Source organism: Streptomyces sp. NPDC088794, from assembly GCF_044750545.1.
In the GTDB taxonomy this organism is placed as follows: domain Bacteria; phylum Actinomycetota; class Actinomycetes; order Streptomycetales; family Streptomycetaceae; genus Streptomyces.
Window position 1 is genome coordinate 979,428 of sequence record NZ_JBIVKB010000001.1, and the last position, 18,735, is coordinate 998,162.

The 18,735-nt window shown below is 70.8% G+C and carries 15 protein-coding genes; 11 read left to right on the forward strand and 4 right to left on the reverse strand.

Annotated features, from left to right (window positions below; translation table 11 throughout):
* Positions 1 to 134: 134 nt before the first annotated feature.
* The 5 genes from ACIP6U_RS04410 (at position 135) to ACIP6U_RS04430 (ending at position 7,964) form a co-directional block, all read left to right on the forward strand.
* Positions 135 to 1,673, forward strand: a complete 1,539-nt coding sequence (locus ACIP6U_RS04410; RefSeq protein WP_401712740.1) for an APC family permease — start codon at positions 135 to 137, stop codon at positions 1,671 to 1,673.
* A gap of 141 nt (positions 1,674 to 1,814) precedes the next feature.
* Positions 1,815 to 3,938 carry an acetate--CoA ligase family protein gene (locus ACIP6U_RS04415; protein ID WP_401712743.1) on the forward strand — a complete coding sequence of 708 codons (2,124 nt, stop codon included), beginning with the start codon at positions 1,815 to 1,817 and terminating at the stop codon, positions 3,936 to 3,938.
* Positions 3,922 to 5,076 (forward strand): acyl-CoA dehydrogenase family protein, encoded by a 1,155-nt coding sequence (locus tag ACIP6U_RS04420; protein WP_401712745.1) that lies wholly within the window; start codon positions 3,922 to 3,924, stop codon positions 5,074 to 5,076. Before ACIP6U_RS04415 ends, ACIP6U_RS04420 begins: the two co-directional genes overlap by 17 nt.
* Positions 5,077 to 5,173: 97 nt before the next feature.
* Positions 5,174 to 6,175 carry an NAD(P)H-dependent flavin oxidoreductase gene (locus ACIP6U_RS04425; protein ID WP_401712748.1) on the forward strand — a complete coding sequence of 334 codons (1,002 nt, stop codon included), beginning with the start codon at positions 5,174 to 5,176 and terminating at the stop codon, positions 6,173 to 6,175.
* A gap of 166 nt (positions 6,176 to 6,341) precedes the next feature.
* A complete protein-coding gene (locus ACIP6U_RS04430) occupies positions 6,342 to 7,964 on the forward strand; it encodes a cellulose binding domain-containing protein (RefSeq protein ID WP_401712751.1) in 1,623 nt (540 codons plus the stop codon).
* Between the two features lie 10 nt (positions 7,965 to 7,974).
* Here ACIP6U_RS04430 and ACIP6U_RS04435 read toward each other — a convergent pair whose 3' ends face one another.
* On the reverse strand, positions 7,975 to 8,889 hold the full coding sequence (locus ACIP6U_RS04435) for a DUF429 domain-containing protein (protein WP_401712753.1): 915 nt from the start codon (positions 8,887 to 8,889) through the stop codon (positions 7,975 to 7,977).
* Positions 8,890 to 8,963: 74 nt separating this feature from the next.
* Between ACIP6U_RS04435 and ACIP6U_RS04440 the strand changes: the two genes are divergently transcribed.
* Positions 8,964 to 10,184, forward strand: coding sequence for a metallophosphoesterase (locus tag ACIP6U_RS04440; RefSeq protein WP_401712756.1), 1,221 nt, complete (start codon positions 8,964 to 8,966; stop codon positions 10,182 to 10,184).
* 65 nt (positions 10,185 to 10,249) lie between these two features.
* Here the strand turns inward: ACIP6U_RS04440 and ACIP6U_RS04445 are convergent, their stop codons facing one another.
* Together ACIP6U_RS04445 and ACIP6U_RS04450 are read right to left on the reverse strand one after the other, a co-directional pair.
* A complete protein-coding gene (locus ACIP6U_RS04445) occupies positions 10,250 to 10,798 on the reverse strand; it encodes a S26 family signal peptidase (RefSeq protein ID WP_401712759.1) in 549 nt (182 codons plus the stop codon).
* On the reverse strand, positions 10,795 to 11,994 hold the full coding sequence (locus ACIP6U_RS04450) for an ABC transporter ATP-binding protein (RefSeq protein ID WP_401712762.1): 1,200 nt from the start codon (positions 11,992 to 11,994) through the stop codon (positions 10,795 to 10,797). Before ACIP6U_RS04450 ends, ACIP6U_RS04445 begins: the two co-directional genes overlap by 4 nt.
* Positions 11,995 to 12,556: 562 nt before the next feature.
* Here ACIP6U_RS04450 and ACIP6U_RS04455 point away from each other — a divergent pair.
* Entirely contained in the window at positions 12,557 to 13,312 is a 756-nt protein-coding gene (locus tag ACIP6U_RS04455) for a DUF4142 domain-containing protein (RefSeq protein WP_401712765.1), read from the forward strand.
* Positions 13,313 to 13,354: 42 nt separating this feature from the next.
* On the opposite strand, the gene lpdA is transcribed toward ACIP6U_RS04455, so the two are convergent.
* Positions 13,355 to 14,785 carry a dihydrolipoyl dehydrogenase gene (gene lpdA / locus ACIP6U_RS04460; RefSeq protein ID WP_401712768.1) on the reverse strand — a complete coding sequence of 477 codons (1,431 nt, stop codon included), beginning with the start codon at positions 14,783 to 14,785 and terminating at the stop codon, positions 13,355 to 13,357.
* Positions 14,786 to 15,112: 327 nt separating this feature from the next.
* On the opposite strand from lpdA, the gene ACIP6U_RS04465 reads away from it, so the two are divergent.
* The 4 genes from ACIP6U_RS04465 to ACIP6U_RS04480 all read left to right on the forward strand — a co-directional run bounded on the left by ACIP6U_RS04465 (position 15,113) and on the right by ACIP6U_RS04480 (position 18,723).
* Entirely contained in the window at positions 15,113 to 16,297 is a 1,185-nt protein-coding gene (locus tag ACIP6U_RS04465; RefSeq protein WP_401712771.1) for a sensor histidine kinase, read from the forward strand.
* On the forward strand, positions 16,294 to 16,962 hold the full coding sequence (locus ACIP6U_RS04470; RefSeq protein WP_401712774.1) for a response regulator: 669 nt from the start codon (positions 16,294 to 16,296) through the stop codon (positions 16,960 to 16,962). Before ACIP6U_RS04465 ends, ACIP6U_RS04470 begins: the two co-directional genes overlap by 4 nt.
* 76 nt (positions 16,963 to 17,038) lie before the next feature.
* Entirely contained in the window at positions 17,039 to 17,956 is a 918-nt protein-coding gene (locus ACIP6U_RS04475; protein ID WP_401712777.1) for an ABC transporter ATP-binding protein, read from the forward strand.
* Entirely contained in the window at positions 17,953 to 18,723 is a 771-nt protein-coding gene (locus ACIP6U_RS04480) for an ABC transporter permease (protein ID WP_401712779.1), read from the forward strand. The genes ACIP6U_RS04475 and ACIP6U_RS04480 overlap by 4 nt, the downstream gene beginning before the upstream one ends.
* Positions 18,724 to 18,735: the final 12 nt, after the last annotated feature.

The following is an 18,735-nucleotide window of genomic DNA, read 5'->3' on the forward strand; positions in this document are numbered from 1 at the left end:
ACTCACCAGTCAAGACACTCCACAAAATTGCGATCGAAGCCTTGACAGCACCCTCCGCCACAGCCAGCCTGACTCACCAATCAGTCATTGCGTTTTCTTGTCGATACCCGTAGACCAGTAGATCGGGAGTGGCAATGACCTCTGATTCGCAACTCCAAGTGCGAGAGGCCCAGACGGACAAGGGCCTGCGCTCCGGCGCGCTCTCCATGGCCACCAGCCTGATCCTCGCCGTGGCCTCCGCGGCGCCCGCCTACAGCCTCACCGCGACCCTGGCCTTCGTCGTCGGATACGTCGGCTTCCAGGCCCCGGCCGTCGTGGTGCTCGCCTTCGTCCCGATCCTGTTCGTCTCCTTCGGCTACGCCGCGCTCAACCGCCGCGACCCGGACTGCGGCACGATCTTCACCTGGGCCACCCGCTCCCTGAACCCGAGCCTCGGCTTCCTCGGCGGCTGGGCGATCATCGCGTCCTTCGTCCTCGTGATCGGCAGCCTCGCGCAGGTCGCCGGGCAGTACGTGTTCCTGCTGTTCGGCGCGGAGAACATCGGTTCCGATCCGGCGAACTGGCGTGTGCTGTTGGCCGGTCTGGGCTGGCTCGCGCTGATGACCCTGGTCTGCTACCGCGGTATCGAGATCGCGGCAGCGGTCCAACGCGCCCTGCTCTTCCTGGAGTTCGGCATGCTGGTGGCCCTGTCGGTCGTCGCACTCGTCAAGGTGTACGCGGGCAGCGCGCCGACCGGGACCCGGCGGCCGAGCCTGTCCTGGCTCAACCCCTTCGAGGGCGCCTCACTGAGCGCGTTCGTCAGCGCGCTGGTGCTGATGCTGTTCATCTACTGGGGTTGGGAGACGGCGCTCACCGTCAACGAGGAGACCACCGACCGGCACCGCGTCCCGGGCCGCGCCGCGACCTGGTCCACGGTGCTCCTGGTGGCGCTGTACCTCCTCGCCACATTCGCCGCGATCTCCTTCGCCGGCATCGGCGACTCCGGGATCGGCCTGAACAACCCGGACAACTCCGGAGACGTCCTCTACGGCTTCGGCACCGCGGTGTTCGGGTCGAGCGGTTTCGGCTCGGTCCTGTGGCACCTGCTGATCCTCATGGTCCTCACCTCGGCCGCCGCCTCGACGGAGACGACCGTACTGACCCTGAGCCGCACGATGCTGTCGATGGGCGACCAGGGCGCGCTCCCCCGCGCACTGGCCAAGGTGCACCCGCGCTTCCGCATCCCGCACGTGGGCACGATCGCGGTCGGGGTCATCGGCGCGGTGGTGTACGTGGCGTTGAACTTCCTCGGCCACGGTCTCGTCCTCGGCGACGCGGTGTCCGCCTGCGGAGTGCTGATCGCGTTCTACTACGGGCTCACCGGGCTCACCTCCGCCTGGGTGCACCGCGCCGGGCCGCGCGCCAAGGCCTCGGACGTCTGGCTGACCGTCGTCCTGCCCGCGATCGGCGGGGTCGTCCTGCTCGCCGCGGGCGCCTGGAGTCTGGTGCAGGCGTGGGATCCGATCAACAGCGGTACGAGTTGGACCCTCCCGTTCTCCTCGGGATCCCGCGTCGGCGGCGCGTTCGTGATCGGCATCGGGACGGTCGTGCTCGGTCTGCTCGCGCTACTGGTCTGCCGGCGCCTGTATCCCGCATTCTTCGAACGTCGGCCGACCGCCGCGGCCCAGAGCTGAGTCCGGGCCGGGCCTGCTGCCGCCCGGTCGTCTGCCCAACTTCCGCCGTCCGCCCGGGACTTCTGCACCCGCTCTCCTTCGCCTCCTCTCCTTCGCCTCCTCTCCACCCCCTCCCCCTCCCCCGAAACCGGGAGATCATCCGTGTCCTTTCCCCAGGCCTTCGTCGACCCCTCGTCCATCGCCGTCGTCGGCGCCACCGAGGACCGCGCCAAATGGGGCTACTGGCTCGCCACCGGCGCCCTCGCGGGAGCCGACCGACGGACGGTGTGGCTGGTCAACCGCCGTGCCGCACAGGTCCTCGGCCGACCCTGCCGTCCGACGGTGGGCGACCTGCCCCAGGCCCCCGATCTCGTCGCCCTGTGCGTGCCCCCGCAACACGTTCTCCCCGTCGTCCGGGACGCCCTCGCCAAGGGGTGCCGCGCCTTCCTCTCGATCACCGCGGGACTCGGCGCCGACGAGGCCCGACTCGCCGCGCTGCTGCGCGAGTCGGGCGCTCGGATGATCGGGCCGAACAGCCTCGGGTTGTTCAACGCCGCCACGGAACTCAGGCTCGCCTGGGGGAACTTCACCCCCGGGAGCCTGGCGATCGTCTCGCAGAGCGGTCAGCTCGGTTCCGAGATCGCCGGCCTCGGCGCACGGGCCGGGCTGGGTGTGTCGCGCTTCTACTCGGTCGGCAACCAGCTCGACGTGGGAGCCGTCGACGTACTCGAATCCCTCGTCTCCGACGAACACACCACCACGGTGGCGCTCTATCTGGAGAGCTTCGCGGACGGACCGCGGGTCGTCACCGCCCTCCAGGCACTCCGCCGAGCCGGCAAGCACGCGCTGGTGCTCACCACCGGTGCCAGCGAGGGCAGCCGTCGGCTCGCGCGGTCCCACACCGGTTCGATGACCTCGGCGCTCGACGTCGTCGACGCGGCGTGCCGCGCCGCCGGAGCCCTTCGGGTCACGTCTCCGCGCGAACTCGTGGACACGGCAGGGGTGTTGGACGCGGCCGCTCCCCCGGACGGACGCCGGGTCGCGATCATCAGCGACAGCGGCGGACAGGGCGGGATCGCCGCCGACCTCGCCACGGAAAGGGGCCTTCGTGCGCCGGTCTTCACCGACCGGTTGCAGTCCGGTCTGCGTGACCTCCTCCCCGCTGCCGCGGCGGTGTCCAATCCGGTGGACCTCGCGGGCGCGGGGGAAGCGGATCTCCAGGTCTACACGCGGGTCGCCGAGTTGGTGGCCGCCTCCGGCGAGGTCGACTCGATCGTCCTGTCCGGGTACCTCGGTTGCTACGGCGAGGACGCGCCGAGCCTCGTGGACGCCGAGTCCGCCGTGATCGACCGCCTCGGCGACCTCCAGCGGACGCACGCGGCGCACGTGCCCCTGGTCGTGCACAGCATGAGCGCCGGTTCGCCGGCGATCGCCCGCCTTCGGGAGCACCGCGTCCCGGTCTTCGACACCATCGACGCGGCCCTGGGCGCACTGGGCCACGTGACCCGACTGGGCGGACAGCCCCGCCCGACTCCGGTGACCGTGAGGATCGAAGCGGCCGTCCCTGAGCCCGGCTACTGGGCTGCTCGTACGTTCCTGTCGACCCTCGGCATCGCGACGCCCAAGGCGCAACGGGTCACCGACGCGGCCGAGTTCGCGGAAGCCTGCGCATCCCTCCACCCACCGCTCGTGCTCAAGGCCGGCTGGATCGAGCACAAGAGCGAACACCAGGCCGTCAGAACCGGGTTGGGCCCGGAGACCGCCGGCGCGGTGTTCCGCGAGATGTACGAACGGCTCGGACCGGGCGAGTACGTCGTCGAGGAGCAGGACACCCGGCCGGGCGTCGTCGAGCTGGTGATCGGCGCCCGCCGGGACCGTGACTTCGGTCCGACCGTGACCGTGGGCCACGGCGGAGTCCACACCGAACTCTGGCGTGACGTGTCCGTGGAACTGGCGCCGGTCGACCGGCGGACGGCGGCCGGGATGCTCGACCGCCTGCGTTCGCGCCGGCTGCTGGACGGCTGGCGGGGACAGCCGGCAGTCGACGTCGACGCGCTGATCGACGCGATCGTCGCCGTGTCCGAGGCGATCGCGGGCACCACCGGCGTGGCGGACATCGAGGTCAACCCGATCCGGGTCGGGCCCGACGGCGCCCTGGCGGTGGACGCGCTCGTCGTCCCTCGTGGCGCGGACGTCGTACCGAAGACCGCATGTGCAGCAACCGGGGTGAACGGCCGCCGGAAATCCACCGAGGAACAGGAGATATCGCGTGAGCACGTCCACTGAGCCCTGGCCGCTGACCGATGAGCAGCGGGCGATCGTCGAACTGTGCCGGGAGTTCGCCGCGAACGAGATCCGGCCGCGCGGACGCGAGGTCGACGAGCGGGACATCGAGTCGCCGCTGGACATCTTCCGGGCCGCGGCCAAGGTCGGCATCACCGATTTCATGCTGCCCGAGGAGTACGGCGGCGGCGGATTCACCGATGTCGTGACCCAGTGCCTGGTCCAGGAGCAGATGTGCTGGGGCGACCCGGGCATCGGCAACTTCGTCTGTTCCAACGGGTTCTTCGCCGACCCGCTGCTCGCACTCGGCACCGAGGAGCAGAAGGCCGAGTGGTTGCGTCCGCTCGCCGGTCCGAACCCGCTCTACACGGCGTTGGCGACGACCGAGCCGGAATCGGGTTCCGATGCCGCGTCCATCGTCACCACCGCCGTGCGGGTCGAGGGCGGTTACGCGATCAGCGGGCAGAAGGCGTGGATCTCCAACGCGGGTCTGGCCGACCAGTACGTGGTCTTCGCGAAGACCGACCCGACCCGGGGGTCTTCCGGGGTCACCGCCTTCCTGCTGCGCAAGGGCGCCGAAGGGATGCGGTTCGGTGAGCCCATGCGGAAGATGGGCCAGCGCGCGATCGTCTGCCGGGAGATCTTCTTCGACGAGGTGTTCGTGCCCGAGTCCGACCGGCTCGGGGACGAGGGGCAGGGCTTCCGCGGGTTGATGAAGACGTTCGACATCTCGCGGATCGTGCTCGCCGCCGCGGCGACCGGAGCGGCCCGCGCGGCCTACGAGTACGCGCTCAAGTACGCCCGGGAGCGCAAGCAGTTCGGGAAGCCGATCGTCGAGCACCAGGCCGTCGCGTTCCGGCTGGCCGACATGGCGACCCGGATCGAGTCCGCATGGCTGCTCACCCTGCACGCGGCCCGGCAGATGGACGCGGGAGCGGATGCCACGAAGGTCGCGGCCATGGCCAAGCTCCAGGCTTCCGAGACCGCGATGGCGGTGACCTGGGGCGCCGTCCAGACCCTCGGCGGATGGGGCTACTCGCGCGAGTTCCCGGTCGAACAGTGGATGCGTGACGCCAAGTTGGAGGAGATCGAGGAGGGCACCTCGGACATCATGCGGCTGATCATCTCGCGACGTCTCTGACACCTCTTGGCACCTTGGACGCCGTGGACGCCTCTAACCCCTTGGACGTCTCTGGGACCTGTGACGTCTCTGCCCCTGTCTCAGCAAGTGGAGTGACATGACCTTCCGGAACGAGTTCACGGAGATGTTCGGGGTCGAACACCCCATCGTGTGCGGCGGAATGCTCGCGGTGGGCACCGCGGAGCTGATCTCGGCCGTCGCGAACGCGGGTGCGCTGGGGTTCCTCAGCGCGCTGACGCAGCCCACCCCGGAGGCACTCGCGAAGGAGATCGCACGCTGCCGTGACCTGACCGACAAGCCGTTCGGCGTCAACCTCACCATCCTGCCCACCATCGAACCGGTGCCGTACGAGGACTACCGGGCGGTCATCGTCGACTCGGGCGTGAAGGTCGTGGAGACGGCGGGCAGCAACCCCGCGCCGCATCTGCCGGCGTTCAAGGCGGCCGGGGTGAAGGTCGTACACAAGGCCGTCGCCGTCCGGCACGCGCTCAAAGCCGAGGCGTTGGGCGTCGACGCGGTGAGCATCGACGGGTTCGAGTGTGCGGGGCACCCGGGTCAGGACGACGTCCCCGGTCTCGTCCTGATCCCGGCCGCCGCCCGCCGGCTGCGCATCCCGATCATCGCGTCCGGCGGCTTCGCCACCGGTGCCGGTCTTGTCGCGGCGCTGGCGCTCGGGGCGTGCGCGATCAACATGGGGACCCGGTTCGAGGCGACCGAGGAGGCGCCGGTCCACCCGAACGTGAAGGCGCGGATCGTCGCGAACGACGAGCGCGGCACCCAGATCGTGTTCCGGGAGTTCGGCAACACCGCCCGGGTGGCGCGCAATTCGGTCTCGGAGGCCATCGCCCGCCTCGGCGCGCTCCCCGGGGCCGTCTTCTCCGACGTCGCCGACCTCGCCTCCGGGAAGCGTGGCAGGCAGCGGGTGCTGAGTGAGGGCGATGTCGAGGGCGGAATGTGGTGGGCCGGTCAGGCCCAGGGCCTCATCGACAGCGTGGAGAGCTGCGAGACGGTGGTCCGCACGATCGTGGCGGACGCCGAGAGCGTCATCCGTGACCGCTTGCAGCGGCAACTGGCGCCCGCGGACCCGGAATTGGTCTAGACGAATCTTTCCCGAATCTCTTGACGCCGTCAGGCGCGGCCGGTCACCCTTCCCTACGCAGGCAGATGTAAGGAAAGTTTCCGATTAAGTTCACGGCTTACCGGTTCGGTTTCCATGCCTTTCGGCCAGGCGCCGTACGCGACCTCGCCCCACAGAGGAGTCCCCCATGAGACGTGCGTCGCTGCGCGCCGTTCTGGCCGCCGCCCTGGCGGTCGGCGGCTTGACCACGATCGCCGCCCCTGCCTCCCACGCGGCCGACAACACCGGTCTGATCGCCTCCTTCGGCGTCACCTCCACGTGGGGTGCCGGCTTCGAGGGCGGTTACACGGTCACCAACAGGTCGACCCACACGGTCAATTCATGGACCATCACCTTCACCCTGCCCGCCACCGAGGCCGTCACCAGCTCGTGGAACGGCACGGTCACCCACAGCGGGACGCAGTACACCATCACCTCCCCCAGCTGGGAGGCCTCGCTCGCCCCCGGTGAGTCCGCGCCCGTCGTCGGCATGGACTTCAGCTACACCGGCTCGGTCGTCCTGCCGAGCTCCTGCCTGATCAACAACGGCCCCTGCGCCGGTGTCCCCGCCGACACCGCCGCGCCCTCGGTCCCCTCCGGCCTCGCCGTCCGGGCCACAGGGCCCGGCAGCGTCACGCTGGGCTGGAACGCCTCGACCGACAACATCGGCGTGGTCGGCTACCGGGTCTACGAGGGCAACGAGGTCATCGCCACGACCTCCGGCACCGGCACCACCTTCAAGGTGATCGGCCTGCTCCCCGGCAGCAGCCACAGCTTCTCGGTGACCGCGCTCGACGACTCCAACAACCAGTCGGCGCGCTCGGCGACCCTCACCGCGACCGCGGGCAGTGGCACAACTCCCGGCGTGGCGGCCCCCTTTGTCGACCTCGGGTCCTACCCGACGCCGAACCTCACGCAGATCGCCACGGACACCGGGCTGCGGCAGTTCTCGCTCGGCTTCATCACCGCCGGGTCGACCGGCTGCAACGCGAGCTGGTTCAACTCCTTCGACCCCGGGGCGGGTTGGAACCGGGCGGACTTCGACTCGCTGCGCGCGATGGGCGGTGACGTCCGGCCGTCCTTCGGTGGCGCGTCGGGCACCGAACTGGCCCTCGCCTGCACCAGCACGACCGCGCTCCAGGCGCAGTACCAGAAGGTCGTGGACGCCTACGCCCTGGACCGCGTGGACTTCGACATCGAGGGCGCCGCGGCGGTCGACCACGCCTCGATCGACCGGCGCTCGACGGCCGTCGCCGCCGTCCAGGCCGCCCAGCGTGCCAAGGGCCGCGACCTGAAGGTCACGCTCACCCTCCCGGTCCTGCCCAGCGGCCTGACCGCGGACGGCGTCTACATCCTCAGCTCCGCCAAGTCGCACAACCTGAACGTCGACACCGTCAACCTGATGGCCATGGACTACGGCGACAGCGCCGCGCCCAACCCGTCCGGGAAGATGGGCACGTACGCCATCCAGGCCGCGACCTCGACCCGCGCCCAGATCGCCTCGGTGTGGCCCAGCCTCACCACCGCCCAGACCTGGGCGATGGTCGGGCTCACCCCGATGCTCGGCCAGAACGACACCGCCGGCGAGGTGTTCACCTTCGCCGACGCGCAGCAGGTGCTCACCTTCGCCAAGCAGAACCACCTGGGCGAACTGGGCTTCTGGGACGTCACCCGCGACCGGAACGCCTGCACCGGCGCCCTGAGCCAGTGCACGAACATCCCGCAGACCCCGTACCAGTTCTCCAAACTGTTCGCGACCTACGCGGGCTGACCCCGTCCCGTCAGTTCGCCCGGCCGCGCATCTGCGCGGGCCGGGCGGGCGCGATGATGGTGGGAGCGGATCCTCGGGGTACGGGGGTGTCCGCTCCCAGGACTTGGCAGCGCGCCAGTCCGTGCCGGGACCACAGTGCGGCCGTCCACGCGCAGAGCAGCGCGTCGATGAGGTCTTCCCGGTGCTTGTAGTCGGCGTCGAGCTGAGGTGAGGGCTCCTCGATCAGGCGACGGGACTCCGCGTGGGAGTCGAGCAGAAGGGGCGGATCGGCGGTGGCCAGAGCCGCCATACGCGCGATCAGTTGGTCGCACACCTCCGCCCGGACCGCTCGCCACCGCGCCCTCGGCACTCGGGCGGGCGGACGCTTGTAGGCGGGGCGCTCCTGGTCGTAGCCCAGCTCGGACGCGCCGACCAAGGTCGTGTACGGGTAGCACTCGGAGACGACCAGTCCGCCCGTCGGCGGGCCGCCCCTGCCGTCGTCGTAGACCCAGCCGGACTCCTGCAACAACGCCCTCAAGAGCACTCCGCCCCGACGGGGAGAGCTCTGGTTGGTGCTGTTCGCGCTCACCTTCCAGCGGCCGTACCGCCGGCCGACCTCCCGCTCGCAGGGCCGCTGGCCGGCCGGATTGTCGACGACCAGCGGCGCGTCGACGAAGGCGAGGGTCGATCCGTCCACGGCCGTCCTGGCGATCCAGGCCATCGTCTCGTCGAGCCCCGAGGTCCAGCCGCAGTCGATCACCACGCCACGACCGTCGACGGCGGCCACACCGGTCTCGTTGACCTTGGTGCGGGCTCCCTCCTGCGACTGCGCCCAGGCGAGGTCGACGCCGATGAACCGCTCGATCCCCATGCGTCGGTAGTACCAGAGAACCGGCCGGTGGCGTGACCCGGTCGTCTTCTTCGCCGCTCCTCGGGCCGCCCTCATGAACACCCCTCCGACCGGCCCGAGGGCGACCGGATACAGTTCGCGGGAGGGCAGCCTGGTCAGAGAGGTGAAGCGTGACCGACACCAGCGACACTCGACCCGCCGACAGCGTGGCGCAGGCTCCACGGCGGAGCCGGCTGCTGCGCCTGATGCGCTACCTCCCGCTGATCGCGCCCGTGCTGCTGTGGACCGTGCCCTGCTGGGTGCTCCTGTACACCGGCCAGCACTGGCCGCTGCCCGTCACTCTGGTCGGCACGGCCCTGTTCGTCCTCGGCCTCGTCGGTATGCCGCTCGCGATGGGGCGCGGCCACGGCCGGCGCCAGCAGGACTGGGCCGCGATCGTCGGTGACAGCATGCTAGGCGCCAGTTGGGTGCTGTTCACCTGGTCCGTGCTGCTCGGTGTCCTGCTGCGGCTCGCCCTGACCTTGGCTGGCGTCGGCGAGAGCCAGGACCGGGCCCGGATCGTCGCCTGGGCCGTCCTCGGCACCACCGCCGCCCTCCTGGCCTGGGGGTACGCCGAAGCCCGCCGCGTGCCCCGCGTGCGCCGCCTCGACGTCCAACTCCCGCGGCTGGGCGCCGGGTTGGACGGCACTCGGGTCGCCCTCATCACCGACACCCACTACGGCCCGCTCGACCGTGCACGCTGGTCGGCGCGGGTGTGCGAGACGGTGAACACCCTGGAAGCCGACGTGGTCTGCCACACCGGTGACATCGCGGACGGCACGGCAGAACGCCGCCGTGCCCAGGCCGTCCCGCTCGGTACCGTGCGGGCCACCGAGGCCCGGGTCTACGTCACCGGCAACCACGAGTACTACAGCGAGGCCCAGGGCTGGGTCGACCTGATGGGCGAGCTGGGCTGGGAGCCGCTGCGCAACCGCCATGTGCTGCTCGAACGCGGCGGCGACACCCTCGTGGTGGCCGGCGTGGACGACGTCACCGCCGAGTCCTCCGGCCTGCCGGGCCACCGCGCCCACCTCGACGGAGCCCTCGACGGCGCCGACCCCGACCTGCCCGTCCTGCTCCTGGCGCACCAGCCCAAGTTCGTGGACAAGGCGGCGGCCGCCGGCATCGACCTCCAGCTCTCCGGCCACACCCACGGCGGCCAGATCTGGCCCTTCCACCACCTGGTCCGCATCGACCAGCCCGCCCTGGCCGGCCTCAGCCGGCACGGCGCCCGCACCCTCCTCTACACCAGCCGCGGCACCGGCTTCTGGGGCCCGCCCTTCCGCGTCTTCGCCCCCAGCGAGATCACCCTCCTCGTACTCCGCTCCCCGCAGGCACCCACGTCGCCGTAGGACGGTCCTCACCGGTTCCCGCGAACGCGCCTTCTACGGCGACCAGTTGACCGTGAGGGGACCGGTCACCCCGGCGGTCGCTCCGGTGGCGCGGCAGACGCGCTTCCGGCGCCGGAGCGGTGCGCGAGAGGTGTGTCCCGAGGCTGAACCGTCCTCATCCCGGGCAGGCTCGCCTTGCGCACCGCCCTGCCGACGACCCACGCCGACGGCACGGGGCCGTGATGCCGGGAGTCCGTGCTCAGGGCCTGATTGTCACCCAGGACGACCACATGGCCGGCGGGCACCGCCGCGCCCGGCTCCCTGCTCGGCACGCCGGCGGGCAGGGCATCGCCCGGCAGAGCCGCGATCCGCTTGATCGTCAGCCGGCCCACCATCGTCCTGCCCTCGGGCGCCTGCCCGGTCGGCGGCATGTCCACGATCACCACGTCGCCACGGCACAGGTCCTTCGCCGCCACGCGCCGGCCCACCACCCAGTCGCCCCGCAGATAGGCCGGACTCATGCTCCGGCCGTGCACCAGCACCAGGACGACGGTCCGGCGGACCCGGGCCAGGACCATCCGAGTGGCAGCGAGGAACAGCACGGTCACCGCCGCGGCGACGAGGAGCCAGGTCACGTTCTCGCCTCCACGGGCTGTCCCGGAACGTTCTCCCCCGGCCCGATAGTCTCGGACCCGTCCCGCGGCCCGACGGCCTCGGACCGGTAGCCCTCGGCCTGCGCCGCGAACATCCCCGCGTACAGCCCTCCCTGCGCGATCAGTTCGTCGTGCGTCCCGTGCTCGGCCACCTCGCCGGCGTCGACGACCAGCAGTTCGTCCGCCTCCCGTACCGAGCCCAGTCGGTGAGAGATCAGCACGCTCGTCCGGCTCCCGCGGTATTCGCGCAGCTCACGATGGATCCGGTCCTCGGTCTCGGCGTCCAGGCCGGAGCTGGGTTCGTCGAGGATCAGCAGATCCTGACGCCCGCGCAGATACGCCCGTGCGATGGCCAGCCGCTGCCACTGCCCGCCCGACAGCGTCACGCCCCGGTCGCTGTCGCCGTCCTCCTCGTCGCCCTGGAAGAAGATCCGGGACAGCAAGGTGTCGTACCCGCGCGGCAGTTCACGGACGAAGGCGTCCGCGCCCGACCGCTGTGCCGCCTCGACCACCCGCTCGATCGACGCGTTCGGCAGATCGCCCAGCGCGATGTTCTCGTAGGCGCTCAGGTCGTACGTCATGTAGTCCTGGAACACCGCGCCGATCCGGCGCCGCAGCTCCGCCGGGTTCATGTCCCGCAGGTCCACGCCGTCCCACAGGACCGCGCCCCGCTCCGGGTCGTACATGCGGCAGAGCAGCTTCACGATCGTGCTCTTGCCCGCGCCGTTGCGTCCGACCAGTCCGAGTGAACGGCCTTGGCCGACGCGGAAACTGACGCCCCGCAGCGCCCAGGGATGGTCCGGCGAGTAACGGAACCACACATCCCGGAACTCGATGCCCGAGGACAACTCCGGTACCGGCAAGGGTTTCTGCGGCACCGGAAGGTCCGTCTCACCGTCGACGACGGACAAGTAGTGGCGGAACATGAGCAGTTGCTGATGGGACTTGGCGATGTCCCGCATGAGGCCGGCGCCCGCGGACTGGACTCCGGCCACGGACGCGATCATCAGCGACACGTCACCCAGGGAGATCCGCCCGCTCAGTGCCGCCAGCACCGCCCAGATGACGACCGCGCCCGCCCCGCTCGCGGTGACGAGACCCGACAGTGTCTGAGCCGTCAGCTCCTGCCGGTCGAGCTTCGCCCGGACCGAGTTGGCCTTGAGCTTCTCGCGGGTCATCCGTGCGGCGAGCGGTCCGCCGATGGCGGCAGCAAATCCGCGCGGCGATGTCGCCGGAGCGTTCCGGGGATGCGAGGCGCGGGCATACGGACGGGCCGGGTACTGGCCCGGAAAATGCTCGCCTATGGGATGCGCGCCTCGTGGAACTTCATCGGTGACGGCGGTTCTCTCCGTTGCGGTTTCTCTGTTCCGGCTGCGGAGGCGGCCGCGCCTACCGGTGGCGTCTCGGACGAGTCGGACCGTCGGCCTCGTGGGTGTGCGAAGCACGTACTCGGTTTTCCCCGACCGCGGAGCGGGCCGCGAGCTTTTTGACTCTCCCTGAAATGGAATCGGAGGTTCAGGGCGGGAGGAGAGCGGGTGACCGACGAGCGACGCATGCGGCGCACCGGCTGACCGGCTGACCGGCTGACCGGCTGACCGGCTGACCGGCTGACCGGTGGATGATCTCGCCCGGCACTCGGACCCCGTCCCGCGTCAAGCAATCTTTACCTCGCGCAAGGGTCTCCTTTCCCTGCACTCCGCGTACGACCTGTCAGCCGCACCGCCCGTATCCGGAGGCCCCATGCCCCTCTCGCGCAGCACGCTCGGATCCCTCGCCGTCGGCGGGGCGCTCGCCACCACGCTGGCCGCCCTCGCCTACCCCAGCATGCTCGGCATCCAGACCACGGCCTCCAACCAGGCCCGAATCATCGCCAACACGCAGTGGGGACCACTCACCGAGGCCGACCGCAACTTCGTCGTCTTCGTGCGCTCCGCCGGTCTCTGGGAGAGCCCCTCCGGATCCCTGGCCATGCAGAAGGGCACGACGCCGGCCGTACGCGAGGCCGGACGGCACCTGGTCGTCGGCCATGCCGCGCTCGACGCCAGCTGCCGCACGATCGCGCCCGAACTGAACATCACCCTCCCCGACCAGCCCACGCCGCAACAGCAGGGCTTCCTGGCCAACTTCCGCTCGGACAAGGGCAAGCAGTTCGACTCCGACTTCGCCAACACCCTGCGGATGACCCACGGTTCGATCTTCAACGTCATCGCCAAGATCCGCTCCACCACGGAGAACACCCTGGTGCGCGCGCTCGCCGACCAGGCCAACGACGTGGTCCTGGACCACATCACCCAGATGGAGAAGACCGGCCTGGTCGACTTCAACCAGGTCAACTTCCAGGAGACCGCCCCGCCCAAGCTCCCCGCCGCACAGGTGACACCACCGGTGCCGCAACCGGGCGCACCCCTGGTCACCCTCACGGTGCCCCCGGGACTGGCGACGGACGGGGTACCGACGGGACCGGCCGGGACCCCCTCCCCCTCACCGACGGGATGACCGGGGAAGGGGGCGCGGCCGGTTCCGCCCTGTGGCGGCGCGTCACATGTTGATCATGTGTCCGGCGAGCCCGTGCACCGCTTCCTTCACCGCCTCGCCCAGGGTCGGGTGGGCGTGCACATTGCGGGCGACCTCGTGGACGGTGAGGTCCCACTGCTGGGCGAGGGTGAGTTCGGGGAGGAGTTCGGTGACGTCGGGGCCGATGAGATGGCCGCCGAGGAGTTCGCCGTACTTCGCGTCGCTGATCAGCTTCACGAACCCGGTGGTGTCGCCGAGGCCGTGCGACTTGCCGTTCGCGGTGAACGGGAACTTCGCGACCTTGACGTCATGGCCCAACTCCCGTGCCTGCGCCTCGGTGTAGCCGAAGCTGGCGATCTGGGGCTGGCAGTAGGTGGCGCGCGGGATCATCGCGTAGTCCAGCTCCATCGTCTCCGCGTCCGCGAGGGTCTCGGCGGCGATCACACCCATCGCCTCGGCGGCGTGCGCGAGCATCAGCTTCGCGGTGACATCACCGATGGCGTACAGGTGCGGCACGGACGTACGGCACCGCCCGTCGACGTCGATCGCACCGCGGTCGGTCACCGCCACGCCCGTGTTCTCCAGCCCGAAACCGGTGACGTTGGGCGCGAACCCGATCGCCTGGAGCACCTTGTCGGCCTCCAGGACCTGCTGGGCACCGTCCTTGCCGGTGACCGTGACGCGGACCTGCGGTCCCGACTCGTCGATCGACTCGACGCGGGTGGAGGTGAGCACGTCGATGCCCAACTTGCGGTATTGCTTGGCGAGTTCGGCGGATACCTCGACGTCCTCCAGGGGCGCGACCCGGTCCAGGAACTCGACGATCGTGACCTTCACGCCGTAGTTGTGCAGGACGTAGGCGAACTCGATGCCGATGGCGCCGGCGCCCGCGATCACGATCGACTGCGGGAGCTCCTCGGCGAGGATCAGCTCCTCGTACGTCACCACGCGCGCACTGCGCTTGGTGCCGGGCAGCAGCCTGGGCGTGGCGCCGGTCGCGATGATGCAGTGCTCGAACCCGATCGTGCGGGTCTCGCCGTCGTAGCCCGCCACCTGGAGCGTGTGCGGGTCGAGGAAGGTGCCGCGGCCGTCGATCTCCGTGATCTTGTTCTTCTTCATCAGGTAGTGGACGCCCTTGACCCGGCCGTCCGCGACCCTGCGGCTACGGCGGAACGCCTCCCCGTAGTCGAAGGAGACCTCCCCCTCGACCTTGATCCCGAAGGTCTTCGCCTCGCGGGTGAAGATGTGCGCCAACTCCGCGTTGCGCAACAGCGCCTTGGTCGGGATGCAGCCCACGTTCAGACAGACACCGCCCCAGTACTTCTCCTCGACCACCGCGACCCGCTTGCCGAGCTGGGCGGCACGAATGGCGGCGACGTATCCGCCAGGACCCGCGCCGAGTACGACGACATCGAACCGCTCGTCCTGCGAGTCCTGCGCGTCCTGCTGACCCATCGAAAGATCCTTTCCCACCGGGAGGTCCACGCCCGAAGGCCCGTCCTCCAGAGATCCTCTACGGTGTCCAGGATGCGCGCTCGTGCACGATTACGCGCACGAGCGCGACGGAGAGGTCGGTCTCACATACGGAGAGAGCCGGGGCGCTCGTGAGGGACTGAACGCGGGATGAGGTCTGGGTCCTGGCCGCCCGCCTCGGCGTCCCCGGCTTACCACACCAGCACCCAGCGGCCGATGCAGCGCGCATTCGCATACCGCTGAGCACGTAGCCGGCCGGTACTCCCGTCGGCGTATGCGCGCGGGCATTCCCGCTCCTACGGTGGGGAGGTGACGACCTTCGACCGTGTGTCCGCCCGGCTGCGGGCGTTGCCGCCGGGTGCCGTGGATCTGCTGGTGGTGGCGGTGGTCGGGATGTTCACCGGGTCGGACGCGGCGGTGAACGAGCCGCCGTACCGGCAGGCGGACTGGTTCACCTGGCTGCTGCTGGCCATCTCGCTGGTGGCGCTGGTGTGGCGGCGGCGCCGGCCGGTGCCGGTCGCGGTGGTGACGGGGGCGGCGTGTGCGGGCTGGGCGCTGTACGGGCACATCGGGGAGTTGCTGAACCTGCCGGTGATCGTCGCGCTGTACACGGTCGCGGTCCAGGGCGACCGGCGGCGGACCCCGTGGACCGGGCTCGTCGCCTCCCTCACGTCGGGTGTGGTCGCCCTGCGGGTCGGCAAGGACGTGGTGAACCCGCAGGGCTTGCCGGTGCTGGAGATGCTGTGGCCGCTGGTGCCTCTGCTGCTGGGCGAAGTGGTGCGCACACGGCGGCAGTTGCTCGCCGAGTACGCCGCCCGGGCCGCGCGCGCCGAGGTGGACCGGGAGCGGGAGGCGATGCGCCGGATCGGCGAGGAGCGGGTGCGGATGGCCCGCGAGGTGCACGACGTCGTCGCGCACACGGTGACGGCGATGACCGTGCAGGCGGGTGTGGCCCTGGACGCGTTCGACGTGCGGCCGGAGGTCGCGCGACGAGCGATGCGGCACGTGCGGGAGGCGGGCAAGGAAGCGGTACGGGAACTGCGGGCCACGGTCACCGTGCTGCGGGAGCCGGCGGACGGGCCGGTCGAGTCGGCACCGGGGATCGGTCAACTCCCCTCCCTGGTCGGGCGGTTCGCGGGCGGCGGCGTCGAGATCACGCTCCGGCAGGAGGGGACCCCCGAGGGGCTGTCACCGGTGGTCGGGCTGACCGCGTACCGGATCGTGCAGGAGGGGCTCACCAACATCGTCAAGCACTCCGGCGCCCGGCACGCGGCGGTCTCCGTCGTCCGGAGGGACGGCCTGCTGGCGGTGGAGGTCGTCGACGACGGACCGCTGTCCGGGGCGCCCGCGGCCGGTGGCTTCGGGCTGGTCGGGATGCGGGAGCGGGCCACGGCGGCCGGGGGCACGATCGACTACGGGCCGCTGCCCGCCGGGGGCTTCCGGGTCCGGGCCGAACTCCCGGCCTGCGAGGACCGTGGAGTGGAGCGACCGTGACCGTGCGCGTAGTGCTCGCGGACGACCAGACCGTCGTACGGGCGGGCTTTCGCGCCCTGTTGGACCTGACCGACGACCTGGTCGTGGTCGCGGAGGCGGCCGACGGAGCGCAGGCCGTCGAGGTGGTGCGGATGACCCGGCCCGACGTCGTCCTGATGGACATCCGCATGCCCGGCGTCGACGGCATCGAGGCCACCCGGCGCATCGCCGCCAACGCCGCGCTGGACGGCGTACGTGTGATCGTGCTCACCACGTACCAGGTCGACGCGTACGTCTTCGAGGCACTGCGGCACGGTGCGGCGGGCTTTCTGCTGAAGGACATCGAGCCGGACGAACTGCGGGAGGCGATCCGTACGGTGGCGGCCGGACAGAGTCTCCTCGCCCCGGCCGTCACCCGCGCGGTCGTGGAGGAGTTCGCCCGGCTGAAGGCCCCCGAGGCGACGGGTGCCGAGCGTCTTGCCGTGCTCACCGAGCGGGAGCGGGAGGTCATGGCGCTGGTCGCGGCCGGGCTGAGCAACGAGGAGATCGGCCGCGAACTGGTCATGAGCCCGCTGACCGCGAAGACGCACGTGAGCCGGGCGATGACCAAGCTGGGAGCGCGGGACCGGGCGCAGCTGGTGGTGCTCGCGTACGAGACCGGGCTGGTCAGGGCGGGCGAGCGATGACGCTACTCCCGCGGGAGTAGCCGCCGACTCCCCTCGGCGGATGCCCGAATCGGCCCCGCTTCCTACCGTCGTCGGCATGATCGAAGCACGTGACCTCACGAAACGCTACGGCAGCCGGACCGCCGTCGACCGGCTGACCTTCAGCGTCCGGCCCGGCCGGGTCACCGGCTTCCTCGGACCCAACGGCGCCGGCAAATCGACCACCATGCGCCTGGCTCTCGGCCTGGACACCCCCACTTCGGGCACGGTAACGGTGGCGGGCCACCGGTACGCCGAACTGCCCGCGCCCCTGCGCACGGTCGGCGCATTGCTGGATGCCAGGGGCGTGCACGGCGGCCGTACCGCCCGCTCGTACCTGACCGGCCTGGCCGCGAGCAACCGCCTCCCGCGCCACCGGGTCGCCGACGTCCTCGACCTGACCGGCCTGACCGAGGCGGCGGGCCGACGGGTGAAGGGTTTCTCGCTCGGCATGAGCCAGCGGCTCGGCATCGCCGCCGCCCTGCTCGGTGACCCCGAGGTGCTGATCCTCGACGAGCCGGTCAACGGCCTGGACACCGAGGGCGTCCGCTGGATCCGCACGCTCCTGAAGTCCCTTGCCGCACAAGGCCGTACGGTCTTCCTCTCCAGCCATCTGATGAGCGAACTGGAGCTGACCGCCGACCATGTGATCGTGATCGGCCGGGGCAGACTGCTGGCCGACACCAGCGTGCGCGACTTCATCGAGACCAACTCCCGCGCCCATACGCTCGTCCGCTCCCCGGAGCCGGAGAGACTGCGGGAGCTGATGGAGGCCAGGGGCGCGGCCGTACGACTGGACGCGCGGGGCGGCTGGCGGGTGGACGGTCTCGACGCCGCCGCCATCGGCGACCTCGCCCGCGACCACGGCCTCGCCGTCCATGAACTCGCCTCCGCCCGCTCCTCGTTGGAAGAGGTCTACACAGCCCTCTCCCACGAGTCCGCCGAATACCGCACACCTCAGGAGGCCGTGCGATGACGACCGCCTTCATGGATGTGCGGGCCGGGTTCCCGCAGGCCCTCGCCCACGAGTGGATCAAGTTCCGCGGCGTGCGTTCCCTGGTGTGGACGGCGTGCGCGGTCGCCGTCGTACCGGTGGCGGGCGCGGCGTTCGTCGCGGCGACCGGCAGTCTGCGACCCGACGACACGGTGCTCGGCGGCAGCCTCAGCCTCACCGTCGCGGCCCAGGTCCTGGCCGCCGTGCTGGGCGCCCTGCTGATCACCGGCGAGTACGGCACCGGCGGTCTGCGCACCACCTTCGCCGCCACCCCGCGCCGCACCACCGTGCTGGCCGCGAAGGCGACCCTGGCCGCGGGAGGGACGTACGGCCTCGCCCTGCCCTCCTGCACGCTCGCCCACCTCGCCGGCGACGCGATGCTCGCGGACGGCCGGTACGCCCAAGGGGAGCCGTGGCCCGCCCTGTTCGGGATCGCCGCGTCCTTCGCCGTGGCCGCGCTGCTCGGCCTGGCGGTCGGCACCCTCCTACGGCACTCCGCGGGCGCGGTCGCCACCGTGATCGGCGTGCTGCTCCTGCCCTCCCTCCTCGGGCCACTCTTCGGTGACGCCCGGCGCTGGGTCGCCGGCGCCTCCCCGACGGCCGCCCTGCAGAAGCTCACACAGACCTCGGACGCGACCGCTCAGACCGCCGGCAGCCTCGGCGCCTGGCCGTCCCTGCTGCTGGTCGCCGGCTGCACGGCGGCCCTGCTCGTGCTCGCCTCCGTGACGTTGAACAGGCGGGACGCATGACACAACAGCCCT